The sequence below is a fragment of the Rhodococcus sp. UNC363MFTsu5.1 genome, assembly GCF_000686785.1.
GTDB classification, from domain to species: domain Bacteria; phylum Actinomycetota; class Actinomycetes; order Mycobacteriales; family Mycobacteriaceae; genus Rhodococcus_G; species Rhodococcus_G maanshanensis.
In genome coordinates this window covers 103,034-125,676 of sequence record NZ_JMLO01000002.1, presented here as the reverse complement: position 1 = coordinate 125,676, position 22,643 = coordinate 103,034, and the positions used below count along the sequence as shown (strand labels likewise).

The window sequence follows — 22,643 nt, the reverse complement described above, 5'->3', positions numbered from 1 at the left end:
GGACCAAAAGGACTCACGGGCGCGTAGCGCCTACTCGAAGGAGGGATCCTCGGTCCTGGTGCGCTTGAGCTCGAAGAAGTGCGGGTAGGAGGCCAGCGCGACGGTGCCGTCCCACACCCGGCCCGCGTCCTCGCCACGCGGGATGCGCGAGAGCACCGGGCCGAAGAAGGCCACGCCGTTGACGTGGATGGTCGGGGTGCCGACATCGGGGCCGACGGCATCCATCCCGGCCTTGTGGCTGCGGCGCAGGTCCTCGTCGTGCGCGTCGGTGTCGGCCGCTGAGGCCAGGTCGGCGGGCAGGCCCACCTCGGCGAGCGCCTCCGCGATAACAACCGGGAAGTCCTTGTTGTCCTGATCGTGGATCCGGGTGCCCATCGCGGTGTACAGCGGCAGCAGGACCTCGTCGCCGTGTTCCTTGGCCGCGGCGATCGCGACCCGGACCGGCCCCCACGCCTTCTCCATCATCGCCTGGTACTGCTCGGGCAGATCGCGGCCCTCGTTCAGGACCGCAAGGCTCATGACGTGGAAATTCGCCTCTATGTCACGGACCTTCTCGACCTCGAGGATCCAGCGCGAGGTGATCCAGCACCACGGGCAGAGCGGGTCGAACCAAAAATCGGCGGTATCCCTGGTTTCGCTCACGGGCTGCTCCCTTGTCTTCTCGTCGCGGCTGTCGGCGCGCTCGTCTGGTGGGGACCCGCAACCGACGGGTCCATTCGTAGCCAACCACCGACCGGACCGAATGCTTCCCGGCCGAGAAGGCCCCTACCGGCCGGTGCTCGGCAGTAGGGTCGACAGCAGCGACATCCAGGACCGTTTTCGTCACCATGCAGTGTCTCGAACGGAGTGTTGATGACATGTCACCGAACCGTACGTTCGTGATCGTCGGCGGCGGGCTCGCCGGAGCGAAGACCGCGGAAGCCCTGCGCGAGAAGGATTTCGACGGCGCTATCGTCCTGCTCAGCGAGGAGGACCATCTCCCCTACGAGCGGCCACCACTGTCCAAGGAGCACGTGGCCGGCAAGAAGGCGCTCGCCGACTTCACCGTCCACCACGGCGACTGGTACCGCGACCACCACGTCGACCTGCGGCTCGGCACCACCGCCACCGCCCTCGATCGCGGCGCCCACGAGGTGCGGCTGCCGGACGGCTCGACCCTCGGCTACGACAAGCTCGCGCTGGCCACCGGTTCGCGCTCACGTCGACCGCCGATCCCCGGTTCCGACGCAGCAGGCGTGCACTATCTGCGCACCATCGAGGAGTCCGACGGCCTGATCGACGCGCTCGCGGCGAATTCTCGGCTGGTCGTGATCGGCGCCGGGTGGATCGGACTCGAGGTCGCCGCCCAGGCCCGCGAGCGCGGTGTCGTGGTCACCGTCGTCGAGGCCGCGGCGCTGCCGCTGCTCGGGTCCCTCGGCCCCGAGATGGGCACGGTGTTCGCGGAACTGCACCGCGAGCACGGGGTCGACCTGCATTTCGAGGCCACCGTGGAGGAGATCACCACCGACGCCGGGCGGGTCACCGGCGTCCGCCTCGGCACCGGCGCCGCGCTGCCCGCCGACGCCGTGCTGGTCGCGGTCGGGGCCCAACCGAATGTCGAACTCGCCGAACAGGCCGGGCTCGCGGTGGACGGCGGGGTGCTGGTGGACGCCGCCCTGACCACGAGTGACCCCGACATCGTCGCGGTCGGCGACATCGCGGCACAGCAGCACCCGGTGTTGGGCACCAGGATTCGCGTCGAGCACTGGGCGAACGCCCTCAACCAGCCCGCCGTCGCCGCGGCGACGATGCTCGGCAAGCCTGCCGAGTACACCAACCTGCCGTACTTCTTCACCGATCAGTACGACCTGGGCATGGAGTACGTCGGGTACGCACCGACCGGCGGGTACGACAGCCTCGTCGTGCGCGGCGACGTGACCCGGCGCGAGTTCGTCGCGTTCTGGCTCGGCGGGGACAACAGGGTGCTGGCAGGCATGAACGTCAACGTCTGGGACGTGACCGACGCCGTCAAGCATCTGATCACCGCGGGGGAACCCGTCGACCCGGCCCGTCTGGCCGACCCGTCGACGCCACTCGACCAGATTTTGTGACCTGAATCACATAAGCATGCGGAGAAGTGTGTAGTGAGAGCCGGCCGGGCTCCGTCCTAACCATGAGAGCGCCACGGGGGCGCACCCGATCGAAGGAGCCGACAATGAAGTACATGCTGGTCAAGACCTACAGCGAGGCCGCGTACTGCGACACCCCGATCACCGAGTGGGAGCCGAAGGACATCGCGGCGCACATCGACTTCCAGCGCGTGCTCGGCGAGCAACTGGCCGCGTCCGGTGAGCTGGTCGAAGCGCAGGGTCTGGCAGGCCCGGACCAGGCGCGCATCGTCAGCTCCGACGGCCGCTCCGCGCCGGTGGTGACCGACGGACCGTTCCCGGAGAGCAAGGAATTCCTGGCCGGGTACTGGATCGTCGACGTCGACAGCGCCGAGCGCGCCATCGAGATCGCCGCTCAGGCCTCGGCGGCGCCGGGACCCGGCGGCAAGCCGATCGGCGAGTACATCGAGGTGCGCGCGATCATGAGTGCCCCGCCCGCCGATCTGTGACCCTGCCGCCCTCCGACGACACCGAGGACCTGCTGCGCGAACTCCGTCCGCAGGTCCTCGGTGCCCTCGTCCGCAGGTTCGGCGACTTCGCCGCCGCCGAGGACGCACTACAGGAGGCGCTCGTCGCGGCCGCCACCCACTGGCCGACCGACGGCGTGCCCGACAATCCACGCGGCTGGCTCATCCAGGTCGCCCACCGCCGCATGACCGATGCCATCCGCGCCGATGCCGCCCGCCGGAACCGTGAGGCCATCGCCGCCGGGCGGGACCCGACCCTGGTGCCCGACATCGCCACGCCCGACCGGGACGACACGCTCACCCTGTTCTTCCTCTGCTGCCATCCGGCGTTGCCGCCCGCGGGTGCGATCGCGCTGACGCTACGCGCGGTCGGCGGGCTGACGACCGCCGAGATAGCGCGGGCCTTCCTGCTGCCGGAAGCGACCATGGCACAGCGGATCACCCGCGCCAAGAAGCGGGTCGCCGCCCTGGATCGCCCGTTCGCGGTGCCGGGGTCCGGGCAGTGGCACGACCGCCTCGGCGCGGTCCTGCACGTGCTGTACCTGATCTTCACCGAGGGCCACGCCAGTACATCCGGTCCGGAGGTGCGTCGTGCGGACCTGTCGACGGAGGCGATCCGGCTGACGCGGGCGATCCACCGCCAGCTGCCCGACGATCCCGAGGTCACCGGACTGCTCGCGCTGATGCTGCTCACCGATGCGCACCGCGCCGCACGCACCGGCCCGCGCGGGGAACTGGTCCCCCTCGCCGAGCAGGATCGCAGGCTGTGGGATCGCGAGGCGATCACCGAGGGGGTCCGGCTGACCACGGTGGCGATCGGGCACGGACTGACGGGCCCCTATCGAATCCAGGCCGCGATCGCCGTGCTGCACGCCCAGGCGGCGAGCACCGAGGACACCGATTGGGACGGCATCCTGGCGCTCTATCGCCTGCTCGCACGCGTCGCGCCGAATCCACTGGTCACCCTGAACCTCGGGGTCGCCACAGCCATGGCGCACGGTCCGGCGGCGGGCCTGGACCTGATCGCCGCCCACGAGGACCAGCTGTCCGGCACCCATCGACTGGCCGCCGTTCGCGCCCATCTGCACGAGATGGCCGGCGACACGACCAGTGCCGTCGCCGACTACACCACCGCCGCGAACACCACACCCAGTACGGCCGAGCGGGACTATCTGACCCTGCGCGCAGCCCGGCTCCGGGACCACGGCCGAGCACACTGACATCACAGTGACGACTCGGTTCTCGTCCTACTCCAGGTTGGCGATCATCCGCTGCAGGACATCCATCATGGTCGCGTAGTCCTCCGGCCGGATGCCGGCCACGGACAGGTCCCGGACGCTGCCCACCTTCTCGGCCGCCGCAGCGTGTGCAGCGCTCCCCGAGCCGGTCAACGCGATCCGGTTGTCGGGCCCGCGGCCGACCCAGCCGCGCTCGGTCAGGTCCGTCACCACCTCGGCGACGTTCTCCCCGTTCACTTCCCAGAACGGTCGGAGCGCCTCGACGAGATGGGCGTCGTCCGCAGGCCCGCGACTGATCGTGTTGAGCGTCTGCCATTCGCGGCGCGACAGGCCCGTCTCGTCCAGACTCCGATCGAGGGTGGTTTCGATCAGCTGATCGAGTCGCTTGAGCTGGAATCCGATCATTCTCATCGCGAGTTCCTTGTGGTCGAGTCTATCACTCTGGACAACTACATGTTACATTGCAAGTACTTGTGCAGTTGTACCATAGCGCCGTGGACGAGGTCGAACGAGTCGAACGCGCAATGATCGCGATCCGTCGGAGGCAGACCAAGCGCACGCTCGCGGAGGACGAGCCCGCCGGACAAGCCTTCGACGTCCTGGACGTGATCGAGGCATCGGAGGGCCCGACCGTGTCGGCGGTCGCGACCGCACTCGCCGTCGATCAACCGAGGGCGAGCAAACTGGTGTCGGGCGCGGTGTCGGCTGGCCTGGTACGGCGGGTTGCCGATCAGGCGGACGGCAGACGTTCGGTGCTGGTGCTGACCGAACGAGGCCAGGCGTTGGTCACCGACGCCCATCAGCGCCGACAGCGGGCATTCGCCGAGGCCATGTCCCGATGGACACCGCGCGAGCGTGCCGAATTCGCCGGTTTGCTCACCCGTTTCGTCGATGCAATGCGTTGAGCCATCAGCGCGGTGCGTGAGCACGGCCGTCGATGTGTGGGGCAGGACGGAGGCGATCGAGGCACCTCTCGTGATGGGATAGAGCCCGAGCATCTGTCCCCGATCACGAGGAGCGTCCGACGTGGCCCCACCGAACCTGACCCGCGAACAGGCAGCACAGCGGTCCGCGCTGTTGAGCGTCGACAACTACCGCATCGAGCTGGACCTGACCGACGGCGACGGCAAGCCCGGCGAGCACACCTTCTCCTCCCGCACCACGGTCACCTTCGGCGCGACAGCGGGCGGCGACACCTTCATCGACCTGATCGCGACCGCCATCCGCAGCGCCACCCTCAACGGCGCGGCCCTCGACGTCTCCGGGTACGACGAGTCCACCGGCATCGCACTGACCGGCCTGGCCGAGCGCAACGAGCTGATCATCGAGGCGGACTGCGAGTACTCGCACACCGGCGAGGGCCTGCACCGCTTCGTCGATCCCGCCGACGGGTCGGTCTACCTGTACTCGCAGTTCGAAACCGCAGACGCCAAGCGGATGTTCGCCTGCTTCGACCAGCCCGACCTCAAGGCCACCTTCGATGTCACCGTGACCGCGCCAACCGACTGGCAGGTCATCTCGAACTCGGCCGTGGTCGAAACCCTCGCCGCCACACCGGGACTGCACCAGTTCCGCACCACCCCGAAGATGAGCACCTACCTCGTCGCCCTGATCGCCGGGCCGTACGCGCGGTGGACCGACAGCTACACCGACGAGCAGGGCCACATCCCGCTCGGCATCTACTGCCGCGCCTCACTCGCCGAGCACATGGACGCCGAGCGGTTGTTCACCGAGACCAAGCAGGGCTTCGGTTTCTATCACCGCAACTTCGAGGTGCCCTACGCCTTCGGCAAGTACGACCAGCTGTTCGTCCCCGAGTTCAACGCGGGCGCAATGGAGAACGCGGGCGCGGTGACCTTCCTCGAGGACTACGTGTTCCGTTCCAAGGTGACCCGGGCGTCCTACGAACGCCGCGCCGAGACGGTGCTGCACGAGATGGCGCACATGTGGTTCGGCGACCTCGTCACCATGACGTGGTGGGACGACCTGTGGCTCAACGAGTCCTTCGCGACCTTCGCGTCGGTGCTGTGCCAGTCCGAGGCCACCGAGTACGTCAACGCCTGGACCACGTTCGCGAACGCCGAGAAGTCGTGGGCGTACCGGCAGGATCAGCTGCCCTCCACCCATCCCATCGCCGCCGACATCCCCGACCTCGCCGCGGTCGAGGTCAACTTCGACGGGATCACCTACGCCAAGGGCGCGAGCGTGCTCAAGCAGCTCGTCGCGTATGTCGGGCTCGATCCGTTCCTGGCCGGCCTTCGTGCCTACTTCAAGGAGCACGCGTTCGGCAACGCCACCTTCGACGATCTGCTCGCGGCGCTGGAGCACTCGTCCGGCCGGGACCTGTCCGACTGGGGTGCCCAGTGGCTCAAGACCACCGGGCTGAACATCCTGCGGCCGGAGTTCACGGTCGCCGAGGACGGCACCTTCTCGTCCTTCGCCGTGCTGCAGGGCCGCGCAGAGCCCGGCGCGGGCGAGTACCGCGTGCACCGCCTCGCGGTCGGCATCTACGACGACGTGGACGGCAAGCTGGTGCGCACCGAGCGCATCGAGCTCGACGTCGACGGACCACGGACCGAGGTGCCCGAGCTGGTCGGGGTTGCCCGCGGCAAGTTCGTGCTCGTCAACGATGACGACCTCACCTACTGCTCGGTGCGGCTCGACCCGGACTCGCTCGCGGTGCTGATCGAGCGCATCGGCGACATCGCCGAACCGCTGCCGAGGACGCTGGCGTGGTCGGCAGCATGGGAGATGACGCGGCAGGCCGAGCTCAAGGCCAGGGACTTCGTCGAACTGGTGCAGCGCGGCGTCGGCGCGGAGACCGAGGTCGGGGTCGCGTCGCGGCTGCTGATGCAGGCGCACGCCGCGCTCGGCAGCTACGCCGAGCCCGGCTGGGCGAACGACACCGGGTGGCCCGGCTTCGCGAACCGGCTGCTCGAGCTGGCCAGGGAGGCCGAGCCGGGGTCCGATCACCAGCTGGCCTTCCTGAACTCGCTGACCGCGGCGCGCCTGCAGCCCTGGCACACCGAGGTGCTGCAGGAGCTGCTCGACGCCGATCCGGCGACCGTCGGGTTGCCGGGGCTGGTGGTCGACACCGACCTGCGCTGGCGGTTGGTGCAGGCGTTGGCGGTGGCGGGCGAGGTGGACGCGGACGGCCCCGAGTCGCCGTTCATCGACGCGGAGGCGCAGCGGGATCCGACCGCGGCAGGCGTCCGGCAGGCGGCGGCCGCGCGGGCGGCCCGACCGCAGGCGGCGGTCAAGGAGGCGGCCTGGGCGACGGTCGTCGGCGACGACTCCGTCCCGAACATCACCGCCCGCGCGATCATCGGCGGCTTCGCGGCGCCGGGTCAGGGCGAGCTGCTCCAGCCGTACGTGGCCCGGTACTTCGCCGAGATCCCCGACGTCTGGGCGCGCCGCTCGAGCGAGGTGGCGCAGACCGTGGTCGTCGGGCTGTACCCCGCATGGTCGATCACCGAGTCCTCGGTCGCGGCCGCCGACGACTTCCTGGCCGGTGACCATCCACCCGCGCTGCGCAGGCTGGTGGTCGAGGGCAAGGCCGGGATCGTGCGGGCGCTGAAGGCGCGGGCCTTCGACGCCGGCTGACCTGCCCCACAGACGACCGGAGGTGCCCCTCCCGCGACGGACCGCGGGAGGGGCACCTCCGGTTGAAGCGAAGTCGGACTAACGCACCGCGATGGCCGCACTCATCACGCGGACCGCGCTGACCAGGCCGTCGATCAGGTCGGCCTCACCGAAGGACGACACCGCTGCGGTCACACCGAGCTGTGCGACCCGGTCGGTGACCCGATCGGCCACCTTGCGTCCGGAACGGATCTCGATGGCGCGCTGGTTCGGGGAGACCGCGATCAGCACCGACCGCTCGGCCTCGGGGGTCTTCGGGAACAGCGCCTCGACGCCGGCCGCGGTGTCCTCTCCGAGGTCACCGATGTACGCGTTGAAGCGCACCTTGGTCGACCGCGTCGCGTCGGTCAACGCGTCGTCGAGGGCCACCAGCTCGTCGACACTGAACGGCAGATCGTCGTAGGGATCGCCGACACGGTGCACGCTCGAGACGCGGCCGCTCGCGGTCACCACCGAGCCCACCGGGAGCTCGGACTCGATCACCGCCGGGAAACGGTTACCACTTGCCACTTGCCGAACCTCCGATCAGATCTGCGGATCCGGACTCGATGGCCGCGTGCCCGCCGTGGTGACCGACCGTCACCTCGTCGACCGCGGACCACAGCACCGGCTTGTGGGTCCATTCCTCGTCCAGCGAGTAGTGCGCGGGGGTGGTTCCTGCCACCGGCTTGGCCATGTAGCACAGCCCCGCGATGATCGCCGTGATGAGCGCAGGGATCCCTACGAAGATCAGCGATGTCTCAAGAATGCTCACGCCCCAAACCGTAGCCCAGTGCGCCGAAATTTGTGCCGTCGGGGCCACCTCGAGATCGGACGTTTACGCAGCGCCCTCGCCGAGGTAGCGCAACCACACCGGGTCGAGCTCCTTGGTGCTGGCCAGCAGCCGCCAGTGCTGCCCCTTGGGCGGCACCAGGGCGGCCCGCAACGTCCAGCCCAGCTCGCTGAGTAGCTTGTCGGCCTTGCGGTGGTTGCAGGGCGCGCAGCAGGCCACGCAGTTCTCCCAGGAATGCCCGCCTCCCCGGCTGCGCGGGATGACGTGGTCCACGGTCTCGGCCTTGTCGCCGCAGTACGCACACCGGAAGCGGTCCCTGTGCATCAGCGCGGCCCTGGTCATCGGGATCCGGGCCCGGTAGGGCACCCGCACGTAGTTGCGCAGCCGGATCACCGAGGGGACCTGCACGGACCAGTCGGCGGAATGGATGACCTGCCCGTCCGGGTCCTCGTGGACGGCGCTGGCCTTCTCGCACACCAGCAGGACGACGGCACGGCGGACGGGAAGCGCGGTCAGCGGCTCGTAGGTGGCGTTCAGAAGCAGCACCCGGCGCTTGACCCAGGAGGGAACCGCGTCGTCCTCACCTGGGGTCGAGGGTCTCAGACCCTCGTCGATCACTTGCAGCGAAGAAGCCCCCGATCCCCGCGGCAGGCGGGCATCAGTGGGCTGGAGTTGTCGGTGCGCTCGGGCGGTGTGCGAGTTCTTCATGCGACCTCCGGGAAGATTGCTCCCAAGTTGACCACGGATGGCCTGCTCGCGCACGTCCATTTGGTACAAAGATGCAGGACTTTCGGTGAACAACCGATGACAACACGAGCGCGTCGACGTCACGGCGCGAGTACGGGCACAATGGACGCCGACATGACTGATGCCGAAGTGAGCTTCTACGACGCAGTGGGCGGAGCCGAGACGTTCCGCAAACTGACCGCGCGGTTCTACGAGGAAGTGGCCAAGGACGAGATCGTCCGGCCCCTCTATCCGGAGGAGGACCTCGGGCCGGCCGAACGCCGCATGCGGATGTTCCTCGAGCAGTACTGGGGCGGCCCGCGTACCTACTCCGACGAACGCGGACACCCCCGGCTGCGGCTGCGCCACCAGCCGTTCCGTATCGGTCCGCTCGAGCGCGACGCGTGGCTGCGCTGCATGCACATCGCGATCGCGTCGATCGACGAGGCCACCCTCGACGAGCCGCACCGCCGCGCCCTCATCGACTACATGGACATGGCCGCCGCCTCGATGGTGAACTCGCCCGTCTGATCGGCGCAAACCGGACACATCCCCTTCGAAGTCGTGCTGTCCGCACGGGTTTGGCACTATGTGTCCCTGTGACCACTGACGAGGCCGGGCCGGAGACCACAGTTCCCTGGTGGACAAACGCGGTCTTCTATCAGATCTATCCGCGTTCGTTCTCCGACTCCAACGGCGACGGCGTCGGCGACCTTGGCGGCGTCCGCGACCGGCTCGGGTACCTCGAGCTGCTCGGCGTCGACGCCATCTGGCTGAGCCCGGTGATGCGCTCACCGATGGCCGACCACGGCTACGACGTCTCGGATCCGCGCGACATCGATCCGCTGTTCGGCGACCTCGACGTGATGGACGCGCTGATCGCGCAGGCGCACGCGCGGCGGATCAAGGTCACCATGGACCTGGTCCCGAACCACACCAGCGCGGAGCACCCGTGGTTCGCGGCCGCGCTCGCGGCCGAGCCGGGCAGCCCCGAGCGGGCTCGCTACCACTTCCGCGACGGTCTCGGCCCGGACGGCGCCGAGCCGCCGAACAACTGGCCGAGCATCTTCGGCGGGCCGGCCTGGACCCGGGTCACCGAGCCGGACGGCTCCCCCGGCCAGTGGTACCTGCACATCTTCGCCCCCGAGCAGCCGGACCTGAACTGGGACAACCCCGAGGTCGCCGAGGACCTCGCGACCACGCTGCGGTTCTGGCTGGATCGCGGCGTCGACGGTTTCCGTATCGATGTCGCGCACGGGATGGCCAAGCCGGAGGGCCTGCCGGACTACGACTGGGAATCCAATCGGCTCCTGAGCAACGATGACAACGACCCGAGGTTCAACAACCCGGCCGTGCACGAGATCCATCGCGGCCTGCGCAAGGTGATGAACGAATACCCCGACACGGTGGCCGTCGGTGAGATCTGGGTGCGCGACAACGAACGCTTCGGCGAGTACATCCGGCCCGACGAACTGCACCTGGGCTTCAACTTCCGGCTCGCCGAGGCCGAGTTCGGCGCCGACAGCCTGCGTGAGGCCATCGAGAACTCGCTCGGTGCGGTGGCCGCGGTCGGCGGCACCCCCACCTGGACGCTGTCGAACCACGACGTCGCGCGCGAGGTCACCCGCTACGGCGGCGGCGAGATCGGCCTGGCCAGGGCCCGCGCCATGGCCATCGTCGAGTTCGCGCTGCCGGGGGCGGTCTTCATCTACAACGGCGCCGAGCTCGGGCTGCCGAACGTCGAACTCCCGGACGAGGCGCTGCAGGATCCGGTGTGGGAGCGGTCGGGCCACACCGAACGCGGCCGCGACGGCTGCCGGGTCCCGGTGCCGTGGGAGGGCACTGCCCCGCCGTTCGGCTTCAGCTCGGCGGAGACGTCGTGGCTGCCGATGCCGCCGGAATGGGCCGATCGCACCGTGGAGGCGCAGATCGAGGACGTGACGTCCACGCTGTCGCTTTACCGGTCGGCGCTGGAGCTGCGGGCCCTGCGGCCGGAGTTCTCCGGCGACGAGATCGATTGGTACGGAAGCCCGTCCGGTTGCCTGGCGTTCCGGCGGCGCGGCGGGCTGGTGTGTGCGCTCAACGCCACGGATGCGCCCATCCCGCTGCCGCCGGGGGAACTGCTGCTGGCCAGCGCCCCGTTGGTGAACGGGGAGCTGCCCCCGAACGCGGCGGCCTGGCTGGTCTGACCGCCGCCGACGGGGGTCAACGGCGCACGGTCAGCCCGATCTCGCCGCCGCGCCTGCTGAACACGGTGCCGAAACGCGCGTCCAGGCGCAGCCAGGTCCTGGTCGCGCGCACCCGCACCATCTCGGACGCGTCGATGCGCTCGAGATCGACGGCCGCGGTCATCGGATCCGACCCGACATGCGGGATGAATCCCATTGCGGCGAGGGCGAACACCGTGCGCATCGACACCCCGACGACCTCGCCCGCGCCCTCGACGCTCAGCACCTCCTGCGCCAGCAGCGAGGCGGGCGGACCGTGGCTGCTGCCGTGCTCCTTGGCCAGCGCCGCGCCCTGCTGAGCCAGGTCGATCAGCACCCGCGCCGGAACGTCGTCGATGTGCGCGAACCCGGTCTCCGGCGGCAGGGCACCCCGCCACGCCGAGTCCATCGAGAAGCCGGGGTCGATGTCGGCGCCTGCGGCGGCCGTCAGGCCGTGCAGCAATCCGTCACCCGCGGCGGAGGTGTCGTCCGGGCTGATCCGCCCGGAGACGACCCGCGCCGCCAGCGCGTCGAATCCCGTCGGCACGAAGGCGACCAGCTGCCCCTCGTCCCGCTGCCGCATCCGAACGATCACCGCCTCGTCCAGCCGGACCGCCTTGGCGAGGAACGTCGCGAGGTTCTCCCGTTCGCCCGCGTCCGGGATGGTCAGGACCCGCTCATGCACGCTTCCACTGCTCCAGATACTCGCGCTCGGGCGCGGTCAGCCTGCGCAGTCGCTGGGTGTCGATGTCGAACGCGGCGATCTGCGTCGACGCCACGATCGACGGAGCCGAGTCCGGCGCCGCGCCGCCTGCGCGCACCTCGTACCCGATGGTGAAGTCCACGGCACGGACCGACTCGATCCACATGAGCACGTCGAGGGGGCCGTCGTCGTGCCGCAGCTGGCCGCGGTAGCGCACGTGCAGGTCGGCGATCACCGCGCCGTCCCTGAGGGTGACCGTCGGCCTGCCGTCCTCGAACAGCCACGGGATGCGCGCCTCCTCCAGCAGGGTCACCATCCTCGCGTGGTTGATGTGCTGGAAGACGTCCATATCCGACCAGCGCACACCCACCTTCGTGTGGAAGCCGACCGCGGCCGCGGTCACCGACCCTGACGTTTCGACGCTCAACTTCGATCCCTTCCGATCAGATGCCCGCTCCGCGCACCATGCTGCGAACCTGACGCGCCGCCACCGAGAGCGTCGCGAGGTCAAGCGTCCCAGACTCCGCGATCTCACCGAGCGCTGCCCTTGCCCTACTCAGCCGTGACGAGTTCGACGACTCCCAGTCCAGGATCTTCTCCTCGGCCGTCTCGTCCGGTTCACCGCCCGCGAGCACATCGAGGGTGAGCGAGCGCAACGAGCTGTACAGGTCGTCGCGCAGCGCGAGCCTGGCCAGCGAATGCCACCGATCGCCGCGCTCGAGACCCGAGATGGCGGTGAGGAATCCGTCGATCCCGAGGCGCTCGTCGAGCGCGTAGTACAGCTCACCGACCTCCTCGACCTCGCGATCGCTGATGTCCGAGATGTCGATGATGTCGAGCGACGGGAACCCGTCGAGCAAGCTGTACACCCGCCGGGCGAGCGGCTCGGGGCAGCCGTGCTCGACCACGTGCGACATCCGGGTGACGAGGTCGGTGACATGATGTCCGCGCAGCCAGTTCGGGAGTTTGGGGGTCATCGCCCTGACCCGCGCGGCGTACCTGTTGATCTCCGCGCCCACCGCGACCGGCTGCGGACGGTTCGACAGCAACCACCGCGCCGCGCGGTCGAGCATTCGGCGCGATTCCAGCATCAGCTCGTCGGCCACCGACGAAGCGACCGGCGCCTCGCGGATGTCGCTCCACACCGAGCGCAGGTCGAAGATCTCGGTCGCCGCGGTGAAGGCCCTGATCGAGTCGGTGCTGCTCGCGCCCGCCTCCTCGGCGAGCCGGTACGCGAAGCTGATCCCGCCGAAGTCGATGGCCTCGTTGGCCAGGATCGTGGCCACGATCTGGCGGCGCAGGCGATGCGACTTGATCTCCCCGGCGAACCGCTCGCGCAGCGGCCGCGGGAAGTACCTGGGCAGCCGCACCGCGTAGGTGTCGCTGTCGGGCAACTCGCTGGCCAGCAGGTCGTCCTTGACCGCGAGCTTGACGTGGGCGAGCAGGGTGGCCAGTTCCGGAGAGGTGAGGCCGACGCCCTCCTGCAGTCGCTCCTCGATCTCCACGGGTCCTGGCAGGGCCTCGATCTCCCGGTCCAGCCCGCGACGGGCCTCGAGGTCGGCGAGCTGGCGCGCGTGCACCCCCAACATCGCCACGGCGTCGGCGCGCGAGGTGCCCATCAGGTCGTTCTGGTCGATGTTGTCCCGCAGCACCAGCCGCGACACCTCGTCGGTCATCGACGCGAGCAGATCGTTGCGCTCGGCCTTCGGCAGAGCGCCACCACTGACGGCGGTGTCCAGCAGGATCTTGATGTTGACCTCGTGGTCGGAACAGTCGACGCCCGCCGAGTTGTCCAGGGCATCGGTGTTGATCCGGCCACCCGCGAGGTCGTACTCGATCCTGCCCCGCTGCGTCACCCCGAGGTTGCCGCCCTCGCCGATCACCTTGGCGCGCACCTCGTTCCCGTTTACCCGCACCGGATCGTTCGACTTGTCGCCGACATCCGCATGGCTCTCCGTGGTGGCCTTGATGTACGTGCCGATCCCGCCGTTCCAGAGCAGGTCGACCGGCGCGCGCAGGATCGCACGCACCAGCTCCGGCGGCGACAGCTCGGTGACGTCCTCGTCGAGGCCGAGCGCCGCGCGCGCCTGCGCGGTCAGCGGCACCGACTTGCGCGAGCGGTCCCACACCCCGCCACCCGCACTGATGAGTGCCGGGTCGTAGTCCGCCCACGAGGAGCGTGGCAGCGCGAAGAGCCGTTGCCGTTCGAGGAAGGACCTCGAGGCGGCCGGATCGGGGTCGAGGAAGATGTGCCGGTGGTCGAACGCCGCGACCAGCCGGATGTGCGGGCTCAGGAGCATCCCGTTCCCGAACACGTCGCCGCTCATGTCGCCGATGCCTGCGACGGTGAAGTCCTCCGTCTGGGTGTCGATCCCCATCTCCCGGAAGTGCCTGCGCACGCTCACCCAGGCGCCCTTCGCCGTGATCCCCATGGCCTTGTGGTCGTAGCCGACCGAGCCGCCGGACGCGAAGGCGTCGCCGAGCCAGAACCCGTACCGGGCCGCCACGTCGTTGGCGAGGTCGGAGAACTGGGCGGTGCCCTTGTCCGCGGCCACGACGAGGTAGGTGTCGTCGCTGTCCCGGCGGACCACCCGGTCCGGTGGCAGCACGACCCCGGTCGCGGGTTCGACGTTGTCGGTGATGTCGAGTAGACCGGAGACGAACAGCCGGTAGCAGGACTGTCCCTCCGCGAGGAGCGACTGTCGGTCCGCCGCCGGGTCCCCTGTCGGCACCGGCGCCCGCTTGACCACGAATCCGCCCTTCGCGCCGACCGGCACGATCACGGCGTTCTTCACCGCCTGCGCCTTGACCAGGCCGAGGATCTCCGTCCGGAAGTCCTCCCGACGGTCCGACCAGCGCAACCCGCCCCTGGCCACCGGACCGAATCGCAGGTGCACGCCCTCGACCCGCGGCGAGTAGGCGAACACCTCGAAACGAGGTCGCGGCCTCGGCAGTTCGACGATCTGCTGGGAGTTGAGTTTGAACACCAGGATGTCGCGGGGATTGCCGTCCTCGTCGGTGACGTAGTAGTTCGTCCGCAGCGTGGCCAGGACGAGTCCGAGCATCCCGCGCAGGATCCGATCGGCGTCGAGGCTGACCACCTCGTTGATCCGCGCGCGCAGCTCGGCCGCGAGTTCCTCCGCCCGCGGCGCCGAGGCCAGATCGGGGTCGAAGATCGACTGGAACAACTCGACCAGCAGCCCGGTCGTCTGACCGTGCTCGATCAGCACACCCTCGATGTGGAACTGACTGTACGGAAATCCCGCCTGGCGCAAGTACTTCGAGTACGCGCGCAGCACGGTTGCCTGTCGCCACTCGAGCCCGGCCCGCAGCACCAGCTCGTTGAACCGGTCTGGTTCGGACCGGTCGTACCAGACGGCGGTGAAGGCATCGGTGAACCGGTGCTGGAGGGCGATCGCCTTCGTCGACTCGATGCTCCGGTCCACCTCGTCCAGCTCCGAGTCCAGGTTCTCCCCGACCGTCGCGTCGACCAGTTCGGGAGCAGCGGACAGCCCGAAATCGTAGATCCAGCACGGCAGCCCGTCGGGACGAACCACCCGGTACGGCCGCTCGTCGAGCACCTCGACGCCCAGGCTCTGCAGCACGGGCAGCACCTGGCTGAGCGAGACCCCCGCACCGCTGATGTACAGCGTGAAACGCCACTGCCCCGGTCGGGCGTCCTTGTGCCGGTACAGCTTCAGATCGATCGCCTCGCCTGCGAGGGCCTCCAGACGCGCGATGTCCCTGACCGCCCGCGCGGCGTCGAAGTCCTGCTTGTAGGCCTCGGGGAACGCGGCGGCGAAGCGCAGCGCGGTCACCGAGGTCACCGAGGGCTCGGCCGCGACGGCGTCGAGGAGGTCGTCCTCCCACGCCCTGGTCGCCGCCGCCAGCATCGCCTCGATCCGGTCGCGGCCACCGGCCGAGATCTGCGCCGACGACGGGGCCGCGTCCGGCTCCTTGCGGATGGTGAAGTGCACCATGGCGAGGTCCGACTCGGTCACACGCGCGCTGTACTCCAGCGTGCCCCCGCCCAGTTCCCGCAGCAGGATCGCCTGCATCGCCAGGCGGACCCGGGTGGTGTAGCGGTCCCGGGGCAGGTAGACCAGCGCGGAGGTGAATCCGCCGAACTGGTCGTCCCGGAGGAAGAGCCGCACCTGCCTGCGCATGCCGATGGCCAGCACGGAGGTGATGGTCTCGTACAGGGTCTCGGTGTCGCTGGAGAAGAGCTCGGTACGCGGGAAGGACTGGATGACTTCGAGCATCCGCTGACCGGAGAAGGAACCGATGTCGAATCCGGCCCGTTCGATCACGGTGCGCGCTCGCCGCTCGATCACCGGGATGTCGAGCACGTTCTCGTGCAGCGCGGTCACCGTGAACACACCGACGAAGCGGTGCTCGCCGGTGATCGCGCCGTCAGCGTCGAGCCCGGTGACGGAGACGAAGAACGGGTACACCGATCGGTGCACGGTGGCGGGCGCCGCACCCTGCGCGAGCAGCAGGATGGGCCGGTCGACACTGAATTCGGGTGCGGGCAGGTCGATTCGGTGGTCGGCCACCGACGCCGCACCGAGCACCCCGAGCCCGCTCTCGGGCACGATGTGGGCGAGCGGGCGCCCGTGTTCGCCGGGATCCCAGAACTCGTAGCGCCGGTAGCCGAGGGTCATGAAATGCCCCTCCGACATCCAGCGCAGCAGCGCCGCGGTGTCCCTGATGTCGACCGCCCGGTACCCCTGCGGTTCGCGGTCCGCGAGCTCGTCGAGCTGCTCGGCGAGCACCAGCTGGCCGTAGCGCATCGCGTCCGCGTCGGCGATCACCTGACGCACGTCGGCCAGCACGTCCCTGACCGCGTCCCCGACCTGGGCGAGCACCTCCTGCTCGGTGGTCGGATGCAGCAGGACGAGCATCCAGGACTCGGTGCGCACCCCCTCTCCCGCCGCCGTGCCGTTGGCGAGCACATCGAGGAGGCCGCCGTCCGCATCGCGGCGGACCTGGAAGACCGGATGGATCAGCTCGGTGACCGTGATACCGAGGCGGGCGATCAGCGCCATGACCGACTCGACCAGCAGCGGCATGTCGTCGGTGACGATCTGGACGGCCGGCTGGCCGGGCAGCGGCTCGAGCACCCGCGACACCGCGTGCCCGGAGGGGCGGCGTGCGGCCAGTTCGAGGTGGCTGCCGAACACTGTCTCGGCGTCGGCGCTCGGGCGACCAGGCGACCCGGCCCAGTCGATGTTGCGGAAGTAGACCTCGCGGATCCCGTCGAGATGGGAGGCGAGGTCCGCGGGCAGGCCCATTGTGGCCCCGTGGTCGAAGCGATCGGCAGATCTGGTCATCTCGCGGCCCACTCCCCTGGTCGAACTGACGTGACGGGTGTGCACGTCCGAGCCTAACCGCGGGGAGCGGGACGAGAGGTGAACTGACGGCGCCTTCTAGCGCACCGGTTCCGTGATCGCGTACTCCGACAACACCGATCGCTCCAGTTCCGGGAGCGGAACCGAGGTCTCGGTCTTCACGTCGAACCGCACGAGGACCGCGTCCGCGACGCCACAGGTGACCCCGTGGACGTCGCGGATCACGTGCCGGATTCCGAACGAGGAGGTCCCCACCGCGAGGACGGACACCTCGACGGTGACCGGGCCCGACTCGTCGGTGATGGGCTTGAGGAACTCGATCTCCATCTTGCGCACCACCATCGCCGTGGGGCGCACGCCCGCGGGGAAGACCCGGTCGCGGAAGAACTTCACCCGCGCTTCCTGTGCGTACTCGAGGAAGAGGGTGTTGTTGACGTGGCCGAGGCGATCGGAATCGCCCCAGCGCACCTCGACCTCGCAGGTGTAGACCTTGTTCGGCACGTGCTAGCCCCGGGTGAGCTTGCGGTGGGTGACCCGGTGCGGGCGGGCCGCGTCGGCACCGAGCCGCGCGACCTTGTTCTCCTCGTACGCCTCGAAGTTGCCCTCGAACCAGTACCAGGCCGCCTCGTTGTCGCCGAAGGCGCCTTCCCAGGCCAGGATGTGCGTGCAGGTCCGGTCAAGGAACCAGCGGTCGTGCGAGATCACCACGGCGCAGCCGGGGAATTCCTGCAGCGCGTTCTCGAGCGAGCTGAGGGTCTCGACGTCGAGGTCGTTGGTCGGCTCATCGAGCAGGATCAGGTTGCCGCCCTCTTTGAGGGTCAGCGCCAGGTTCAGCCGGTTGCGCTCACCACCGGAGAGCACGCCCGCGGGCTTCTGCTGATCCGGGCCCTTGAACCCGAAGGCGCTCACGTACGCACGCGAGGGCATCTCGTTCTGGCCGACCTCGATGAAGTCGAGTCCGTCGGAGACCGTCTCCCATACCGTCTTGGTCGGGTCGATGTTCGCCCGCGTCTGGTCGACGTAGCTGAGCTTGACCGTCTCGCCGACCTTGACCGTGCCCGAGTCCGGCTCCTCGAGCCCGACGATGGTCTTGAACAGGGTGGTCTTACCGACGCCGTTGGGACCGATCACGCCGACGATGCCGTTACGGGGCAGCGTGAAGGACAGGTCCTTGATCAGCAGCCGGCCGTCGAAGCCCTTGTCGAGGTTCTCCACCTCGACCACGACGTTGCCGAGGCGCGGCGGCGTCGGGATCTGGATCTCCTCGAAGTCGAGCTTGCGGTGCTTCTCGGCCTCCGCGACCATCTCGTCGTAGCGGTCGAGGCGGGCCTTGCTCTTGGCCTGGCGGGCCTTCGCGCCGGAGCGGACCCAGGCGAGTTCCTCCTTGAGGCGCTTCTGCAGCTTCTGGTCCTTCTTGCCCTGGACCTCGAGTCGCGCTGCCTTCTGCTCCAGGTAGGTGGAGTAGTTGCCCTCGTACGGGTAGAGCCGGCCGCGGTCGACCTCACAGATCCACTGCGCGACGTGATCGAGGAAGTAACGGTCGTGGGTGACGGCGAGGATGGCGCCCGGGTAGGCGGCCAGGTGCTGCTCGAGCCACAGCACGGACTCGGCGTCGAGGTGGTTGGTGGGCTCGTCGAGCAGCAGCAGGTCGGGCTTGCTCAGCAGCAGCTTGCACAGCGCGACGCGGCGCTTCTCGCCACCGGAGAGGTGGGTGACGGGCTCGTCCGCCGGCGGGCAGCGCAGCGCGTCCATCGCCTGCTCGAGCTGGGAGTCGATCTCCCAGGCGTCGGCGTGGTCGAGCTTCTCCTGGAGCTCGCCCATCTCCTCCATGAGCTCGTCGGAGTAGTCGGTGGCCATCAGCTCTGCGATCTCGTTGTAGCGCTTGAGCTGCACCATCGTCTCGCCGAGGCCCTCCTCGACGTTCTCGCGCACCGTCTTGGTCTCGTCGAGGTGCGGCTCCTGCATCAGGATGCCGACGGTGGCGCCCGGCGCCAGGAACGCCTCGCCGTTGCCCGGCTGGTCGAGTCCGGCCATGATCTTGAGGATGGAGGACTTACCCGCGCCGTTCGGGCCGACGACACCGATCTTCGCGCCCGGGTAGAAGCTCATCGTGACGTCATCGAGGATGACCTTGTCGCCGTGCGCCTTGCGCACCTTCTTCATCGTGTAAATGAACTCCGCCATGGCGACCAGAGTATCGGGACACCAGGCGACGCCCCAATCCACACGGGCCTACGGCCCGATCTGCGGCGGACCACGACCGAGTCGCGGCCCGCCGCAGGTCAGCTCGGGGGTTCAGGCGGTCCCGAACAACGACCGCACGAACGCGGTCGTGTCCGGCAGCGCCTGCATCACCGACGCTCCGTGAGCGCCCGGGTAGGACCGGAAGGTGACGGGCTGGCCGGCCAGTTGCAGGTCGAGCGCGAGCTTCGCGCCGAGCGGATACGGAACCGTCTGATCGCTCGCACCGTGCCCGATGAACACCGGCCGGTCGTAGCCGGTGGTGGGGACCGAAAGGTAATCGCGCATGGCCGAACGGAACATCTCGTTGTCGAGGGGGCGGCTGAGCATCTCACCCACACCGAAGGTTCCTGTGTGCTTCTGAAGGGGAACGAAGCACATGGTCTCGGAGGTCTTGACCAGCTCGCGCCCGGCCGGGCTGAGGTAGTCCTCGATCGGCAGGTCCGGTCGGGCCACCTTCATCCCGTCGACCACGTACGCGGCGAAAGCGGTCAGCCCGTTCAGGCCGAGGTTCGGGAAGCCGGGACCGCCGAGCGGGAAGAGCAGCTCCAGGTTCGCCGGGGTACCGGTGGCGACCGCGCCGCGGTAGTCCAGCTCCGGGGCGTACCGAGTCGCCTCGTGCGCGGCGAACATGGCGGCGTGACCGCCCTGAGAGTGCCCAACGACCACCCAGGAGGGGGACAGCTCCGGCGTCACCTTTCGGGCCGCCCGGACCATGTCGATCACCGAGCGACCCTCGCTGCGCCCGTGCAGATAGGCGTGGACTCCCTCGGTGCCGAGGCCCACGTAGTCGGTGGCCACCACCGCGTAGCCCTGCGCCAGCCATGCCGAGACGTAGTCGCGGGTGAGCGCGGTCACGTCGAAACCCATTGCGGGCGCGCAGCCGTCGCCGACACCGGTTGTGCCGTGCGCCCAGGACACCACGGGCCAGCCGCCCGCGGGCGCGGTCCCCTTCGGCAGGTACACGGCTCCGGTGCTGAGCGCGGGCGCCCCGGTCGGACCCTCGGTCCAATACGTGAGTTGGCGCGATCCACTCGCCGCCCCGCCGACCTCCGCCACCGCAGGCAGCGCCTTGTCTGCCACGACCGTTCCGGGTTCGCGGACCGGATCCGCCGCGGCCTGCCCGGCCGCCGGGACGGCCAGGACCAGCAGCGCCAGCACTGCCGCGCCTGCGCGCAGGCCGAGGCGATGACCCCGTGCGAGACCGAATTCGAACTTCATCGTGTTCCCCACCCTTGGTTGTTGTGTATGTGGTCCCGGCTGGTCGCACGCGCACCGCCGGCCACGGAGGCCGCGCCTGCCATCAAGAAGCCCTGGACCCGGTGCAGCGTAATACCCCGGCCCGGCCGCGACTCGGAAAAACAGGACACTCGTCCAGTCTGTTGGCGAGGTCGCCCTCTCACGCGCGGCCGGTCACCGGATCAGCGGCTCGACGAAGGCCATGGAGTCGGCCGAGGAGGCGGCGAGGGACTCGCCGTGCCCCGCACCCGGGTAGGCGGCGAACCGCACGTCCGAACCGGCGCGTTGGAGGTCCGCGACCAGCTTCAGCGTCAGCACGATCGGCACCACGGTGTCGGCGGTGCCGTGCCCGATGAGCAGCGGCCGGTCGTACCCAGTGGTCGGCACCCCCAGATAGTCAGCGAGCGCCGATCGGACCTCGTCGTCGCCGATCGGCCGGGAGAACAGCTCGCCCACCTGCGCCCCCGCGACCTGACCGGCCAGCTCGGGTGAGCACAGCCGCTCCGCGAGCCCCGCCAGTTCGCGCCCGCGCGGCGACAGGTAACTGTCGAGGTCGAGGTCGGGGCGAGCCGACCGCAGCCCGACGATGGTGAACAGGGAGAACGTCGTCAGCCCCCGCAGGCCGAGGTTCGGAAAGCCCGGACCTCCGAGCGGAAACAGCTGTTCGAGGCTCGACGGCGCACCGATTGCGACCGCGCCGCGGTAGTCCAGGTCGGGTGCGTACCTCGTCGCCTCGTGAGCGGTGGCCAGTGCGGCGTGCCCACCCTCCGAGAGCCCGATCACCACCCACCTCGGTGAGACCCCCGCGTCGATCGTCCTGGCCGCCCGCACCGCGTCGATCACGCTGTGCGCCGCGGCCTTCCCGTCGAGATACGGCAGCACGCCGGGCGTGCCGAGACCCAGATAGTCCGTCGCGACCACCGCGTACCCGCGCGCCAGCCAGTCCTCGAGATAGACGGACTCGATGCGCTGCAATCCGGTCATCGAGGGTGCGCATTGATCGGACACCCCGATCGTTCCGTGCGCATAGGAGACCACCGGCCAGCCTCCCTCGGGGGCAGGCCCCGGAGGGAGGTACACCGCCCCGGTGCTGGTCGCGGGGGCACCCGAATGGTCGGTGGTCGCGTAGGTGAGCCGGTAGGCCCGCCCGGTCCCCGGGATCCAGAGTTCCCTCGGCATGTCCTGCACCGCGATCACCGATCCTGGCGGTGCCTGCGCCGCCACCGCCGTGCCGACGGCGACCGACGCAGCGGCCATCGCGGCGACGATCAGGACCACGAAGAACAACCTCAGGCGTGCCATGCGGGACACCCCCTCACCACACGGGAAGACCCACAGCCTATGCCGCCACGGTGACCGAAATGCCCGGTTTCGGTCAGCTCGCCCGGAGAGCGGGATCGAGGCCGGCATCCACCAGGTCCCCTGGATCGCGCTCCGACTCCCCCGGTTCCCGGTCGGCGTCCGGTTCGGCGGACTGCGCCGCCTTGGGTGCCCGGTCGAGCCTGGCTCGGCAGCGAGCCAGGTCGGGTCCGACCGCGCTGGCACGCATCTCCAGGTCGGCGCGGTCCACCCCGTCCTTGGTCGTGTACTCGTTGGTTCGCAGCTGCCCACAGGCGATCACCGGATCCCCCTTCATCAGCGAGGCGCCGACACCGGACACCAGCCGCCGCCAGCAGGTCACCGTCAGGTAGAGGGTGCCGCCGTCCGTCCACTCCCCGGTCGAGCGGTCCTGCCGCCTGACGTTGCTCGCCATCCGAAAGCTGAGCACCTCCTCGCCCGAGTTCGTGGGCCGCTTGACCGGATTGGTGATCACGGTGCCGACCACCGCCGTGTGTGTCTCGTACATGTCGCTCCCCCTTGGCATCCGTGGGCCGCGCGGCCCCTCGATGCCAGCGTCCCCCGTCGGGTCG

The 22,643-nt window shown here is 69.3% G+C and carries 20 protein-coding genes; 7 read left to right on the top strand and 13 right to left on the bottom strand.

Annotated elements, in window-relative coordinates; translation table 11 throughout:
• Window positions 1–30 precede the first annotated feature (30 nt).
• Window positions 31–642: a DsbA family oxidoreductase gene (locus BR31_RS0104205; protein ID WP_027499862.1), complete on the bottom strand. Its 612-nt coding sequence runs from the start codon at window positions 640–642 to the stop codon at window positions 31–33.
• A 215-nt stretch (window positions 643–857) separates the two neighbouring features.
• Between BR31_RS0104205 and BR31_RS0104200 the strand changes: the two genes are divergently transcribed.
• The 3 genes from BR31_RS0104200 (at window position 858) to BR31_RS0104190 (ending at window position 3,834) form a co-directional block, all read left to right on the top strand.
• Entirely contained in the window at window positions 858–2,090 is a 1,233-nt protein-coding gene (locus BR31_RS0104200; RefSeq protein ID WP_027499861.1) for an NAD(P)/FAD-dependent oxidoreductase, read from the top strand.
• A 104-nt stretch (window positions 2,091–2,194) separates the two neighbouring features.
• Complete coding sequence (locus BR31_RS0104195) at window positions 2,195–2,596, top strand: YciI family protein (RefSeq protein ID WP_027499860.1); 402 nt, start codon at window positions 2,195–2,197, stop codon at window positions 2,594–2,596.
• A gap of 2 nt (window positions 2,597–2,598) precedes the next feature.
• Window positions 2,599–3,834, top strand: a complete 1,236-nt coding sequence (locus tag BR31_RS0104190; RefSeq protein WP_027499859.1) for an RNA polymerase sigma factor — start codon at window positions 2,599–2,601, stop codon at window positions 3,832–3,834.
• Between the two features lie 27 nt (window positions 3,835–3,861).
• Here the strand turns inward: BR31_RS0104190 and BR31_RS0104185 are convergent, their stop codons facing one another.
• Complete coding sequence (locus tag BR31_RS0104185) at window positions 3,862–4,263, bottom strand: MarR family winged helix-turn-helix transcriptional regulator (protein ID WP_037175535.1); 402 nt, start codon at window positions 4,261–4,263, stop codon at window positions 3,862–3,864.
• Between the two features lie 83 nt (window positions 4,264–4,346).
• On the opposite strand from BR31_RS0104185, the gene BR31_RS0104180 reads away from it, so the two are divergent.
• Window positions 4,347–4,757, top strand: coding sequence for a MarR family winged helix-turn-helix transcriptional regulator (locus tag BR31_RS0104180; protein ID WP_027499857.1), 411 nt, complete (start codon window positions 4,347–4,349; stop codon window positions 4,755–4,757).
• Window positions 4,758–4,878: 121 nt separating this feature from the next.
• Window positions 4,879–7,455, top strand: coding sequence for an aminopeptidase N (gene pepN / locus BR31_RS0104175; RefSeq protein ID WP_027499856.1), 2,577 nt, complete (start codon window positions 4,879–4,881; stop codon window positions 7,453–7,455).
• A 78-nt stretch (window positions 7,456–7,533) separates the two neighbouring features.
• On the opposite strand, the gene BR31_RS0104170 is transcribed toward pepN, so the two are convergent.
• The 3 genes from BR31_RS0104170 to BR31_RS0104160 form a co-directional block, all read right to left on the bottom strand.
• On the bottom strand, window positions 7,534–8,004 hold the full coding sequence (locus BR31_RS0104170; RefSeq protein WP_027499855.1) for a DUF5130 domain-containing protein: 471 nt from the start codon (window positions 8,002–8,004) through the stop codon (window positions 7,534–7,536).
• Window positions 7,991–8,248, bottom strand: a complete 258-nt coding sequence (gene ctaJ, locus BR31_RS0104165; RefSeq protein ID WP_027499854.1) for an aa3-type cytochrome oxidase subunit CtaJ — start codon at window positions 8,246–8,248, stop codon at window positions 7,991–7,993. The genes BR31_RS0104170 and ctaJ overlap by 14 nt, the downstream gene beginning before the upstream one ends.
• Before the next feature lie 63 nt (window positions 8,249–8,311).
• The gene (locus BR31_RS0104160; protein WP_072751126.1) at window positions 8,312–8,974 is read right to left on the bottom strand and encodes an HNH endonuclease; all 663 of its coding nucleotides are present in this window, start codon (window positions 8,972–8,974) and stop codon (window positions 8,312–8,314) included.
• A gap of 153 nt (window positions 8,975–9,127) precedes the next feature.
• On the opposite strand from BR31_RS0104160, the gene BR31_RS0104155 reads away from it, so the two are divergent.
• Both BR31_RS0104155 and BR31_RS0104150 read left to right on the top strand, forming a co-directional pair.
• Window positions 9,128–9,523 carry a globin gene (locus tag BR31_RS0104155; protein WP_027499852.1) on the top strand — a complete coding sequence of 132 codons (396 nt, stop codon included), beginning with the start codon at window positions 9,128–9,130 and terminating at the stop codon, window positions 9,521–9,523.
• Window positions 9,524–9,591: 68 nt separating this feature from the next.
• Window positions 9,592–11,181, top strand: coding sequence for a glycoside hydrolase family 13 protein (locus BR31_RS0104150; RefSeq protein ID WP_027499851.1), 1,590 nt, complete (start codon window positions 9,592–9,594; stop codon window positions 11,179–11,181).
• A gap of 16 nt (window positions 11,182–11,197) precedes the next feature.
• Here BR31_RS0104150 and BR31_RS0104145 read toward each other — a convergent pair whose 3' ends face one another.
• From BR31_RS0104145 to BR31_RS27375, 8 genes are all read right to left on the bottom strand, one after another.
• On the bottom strand, window positions 11,198–11,884 hold the full coding sequence (locus BR31_RS0104145) for a DUF8010 domain-containing protein (RefSeq protein WP_027499850.1): 687 nt from the start codon (window positions 11,882–11,884) through the stop codon (window positions 11,198–11,200).
• Window positions 11,877–12,329, bottom strand: a complete 453-nt coding sequence (locus BR31_RS0104140; RefSeq protein ID WP_257017437.1) for an acyl-CoA thioesterase — start codon at window positions 12,327–12,329, stop codon at window positions 11,877–11,879. The genes BR31_RS0104145 and BR31_RS0104140 overlap by 8 nt, the downstream gene beginning before the upstream one ends.
• 16 nt (window positions 12,330–12,345) lie before the next feature.
• On the bottom strand, window positions 12,346–17,235 hold the full coding sequence (locus tag BR31_RS0104135) for an NAD-glutamate dehydrogenase (protein ID WP_027499848.1): 4,890 nt from the start codon (window positions 17,233–17,235) through the stop codon (window positions 12,346–12,348).
• A 96-nt stretch (window positions 17,236–17,331) separates the two neighbouring features.
• Entirely contained in the window at window positions 17,332–17,754 is a 423-nt protein-coding gene (locus BR31_RS0104130; protein WP_027499847.1) for an acyl-CoA thioesterase, read from the bottom strand.
• A gap of 3 nt (window positions 17,755–17,757) precedes the next feature.
• Complete coding sequence (ettA, locus tag BR31_RS0104125; protein ID WP_027499846.1) at window positions 17,758–19,437, bottom strand: energy-dependent translational throttle protein EttA; 1,680 nt, start codon at window positions 19,435–19,437, stop codon at window positions 17,758–17,760.
• A 111-nt stretch (window positions 19,438–19,548) separates the two neighbouring features.
• Complete coding sequence (locus BR31_RS0104120) at window positions 19,549–20,715, bottom strand: lipase family protein (protein WP_037175531.1); 1,167 nt, start codon at window positions 20,713–20,715, stop codon at window positions 19,549–19,551.
• A 192-nt stretch (window positions 20,716–20,907) separates the two neighbouring features.
• Window positions 20,908–22,035, bottom strand: coding sequence for an alpha/beta hydrolase family protein (locus BR31_RS0104115; RefSeq protein ID WP_081830311.1), 1,128 nt, complete (start codon window positions 22,033–22,035; stop codon window positions 20,908–20,910).
• 73 nt (window positions 22,036–22,108) lie between these two features.
• Window positions 22,109–22,579 (bottom strand): single-stranded DNA-binding protein, encoded by a 471-nt coding sequence (locus BR31_RS27375; RefSeq protein ID WP_051636949.1) that lies wholly within the window; start codon window positions 22,577–22,579, stop codon window positions 22,109–22,111.
• Window positions 22,580–22,643: the final 64 nt, after the last annotated feature.

Bases quoted from the DNA above. Each gene is read 5' to 3' on its own strand.
- BR31_RS0104195 (WP_027499860.1), top strand. From the start codon at position 2,195: ATGAAGTACATGCTGGTCAAGACCTACAGCGAGGCCGCGTACTGCGAC.
- BR31_RS0104155 (WP_027499852.1), top strand. From the start codon at position 9,128: ATGACTGATGCCGAAGTGAGCTTCTACGACGCAGTGGGCGGAGCCGAG.
- BR31_RS0104120 (WP_037175531.1), bottom strand. From the start codon at position 20,715: ATGAAGTTCGAATTCGGTCTCGCACGGGGTCATCGCCTCGGCCTGCGC.
- BR31_RS27375 (WP_051636949.1), bottom strand. From the start codon at position 22,579: ATGTACGAGACACACACGGCGGTGGTCGGCACCGTGATCACCAATCCG.
- BR31_RS0104200 (WP_027499861.1), top strand. From the start codon at position 858: ATGTCACCGAACCGTACGTTCGTGATCGTCGGCGGCGGGCTCGCCGGA.
- BR31_RS0104185 (WP_037175535.1), bottom strand. From the start codon at position 4,263: ATGAGAATGATCGGATTCCAGCTCAAGCGACTCGATCAGCTGATCGAA.
- ettA (WP_027499846.1), bottom strand. From the start codon at position 19,437: ATGGCGGAGTTCATTTACACGATGAAGAAGGTGCGCAAGGCGCACGGC.
- BR31_RS0104115 (WP_081830311.1), bottom strand. From the start codon at position 22,035: ATGGCACGCCTGAGGTTGTTCTTCGTGGTCCTGATCGTCGCCGCGATG.
- BR31_RS0104135 (WP_027499848.1), bottom strand. From the start codon at position 17,235: ATGACCAGATCTGCCGATCGCTTCGACCACGGGGCCACAATGGGCCTG.
- BR31_RS0104160 (WP_072751126.1), bottom strand. From the start codon at position 8,974: ATGAAGAACTCGCACACCGCCCGAGCGCACCGACAACTCCAGCCCACT.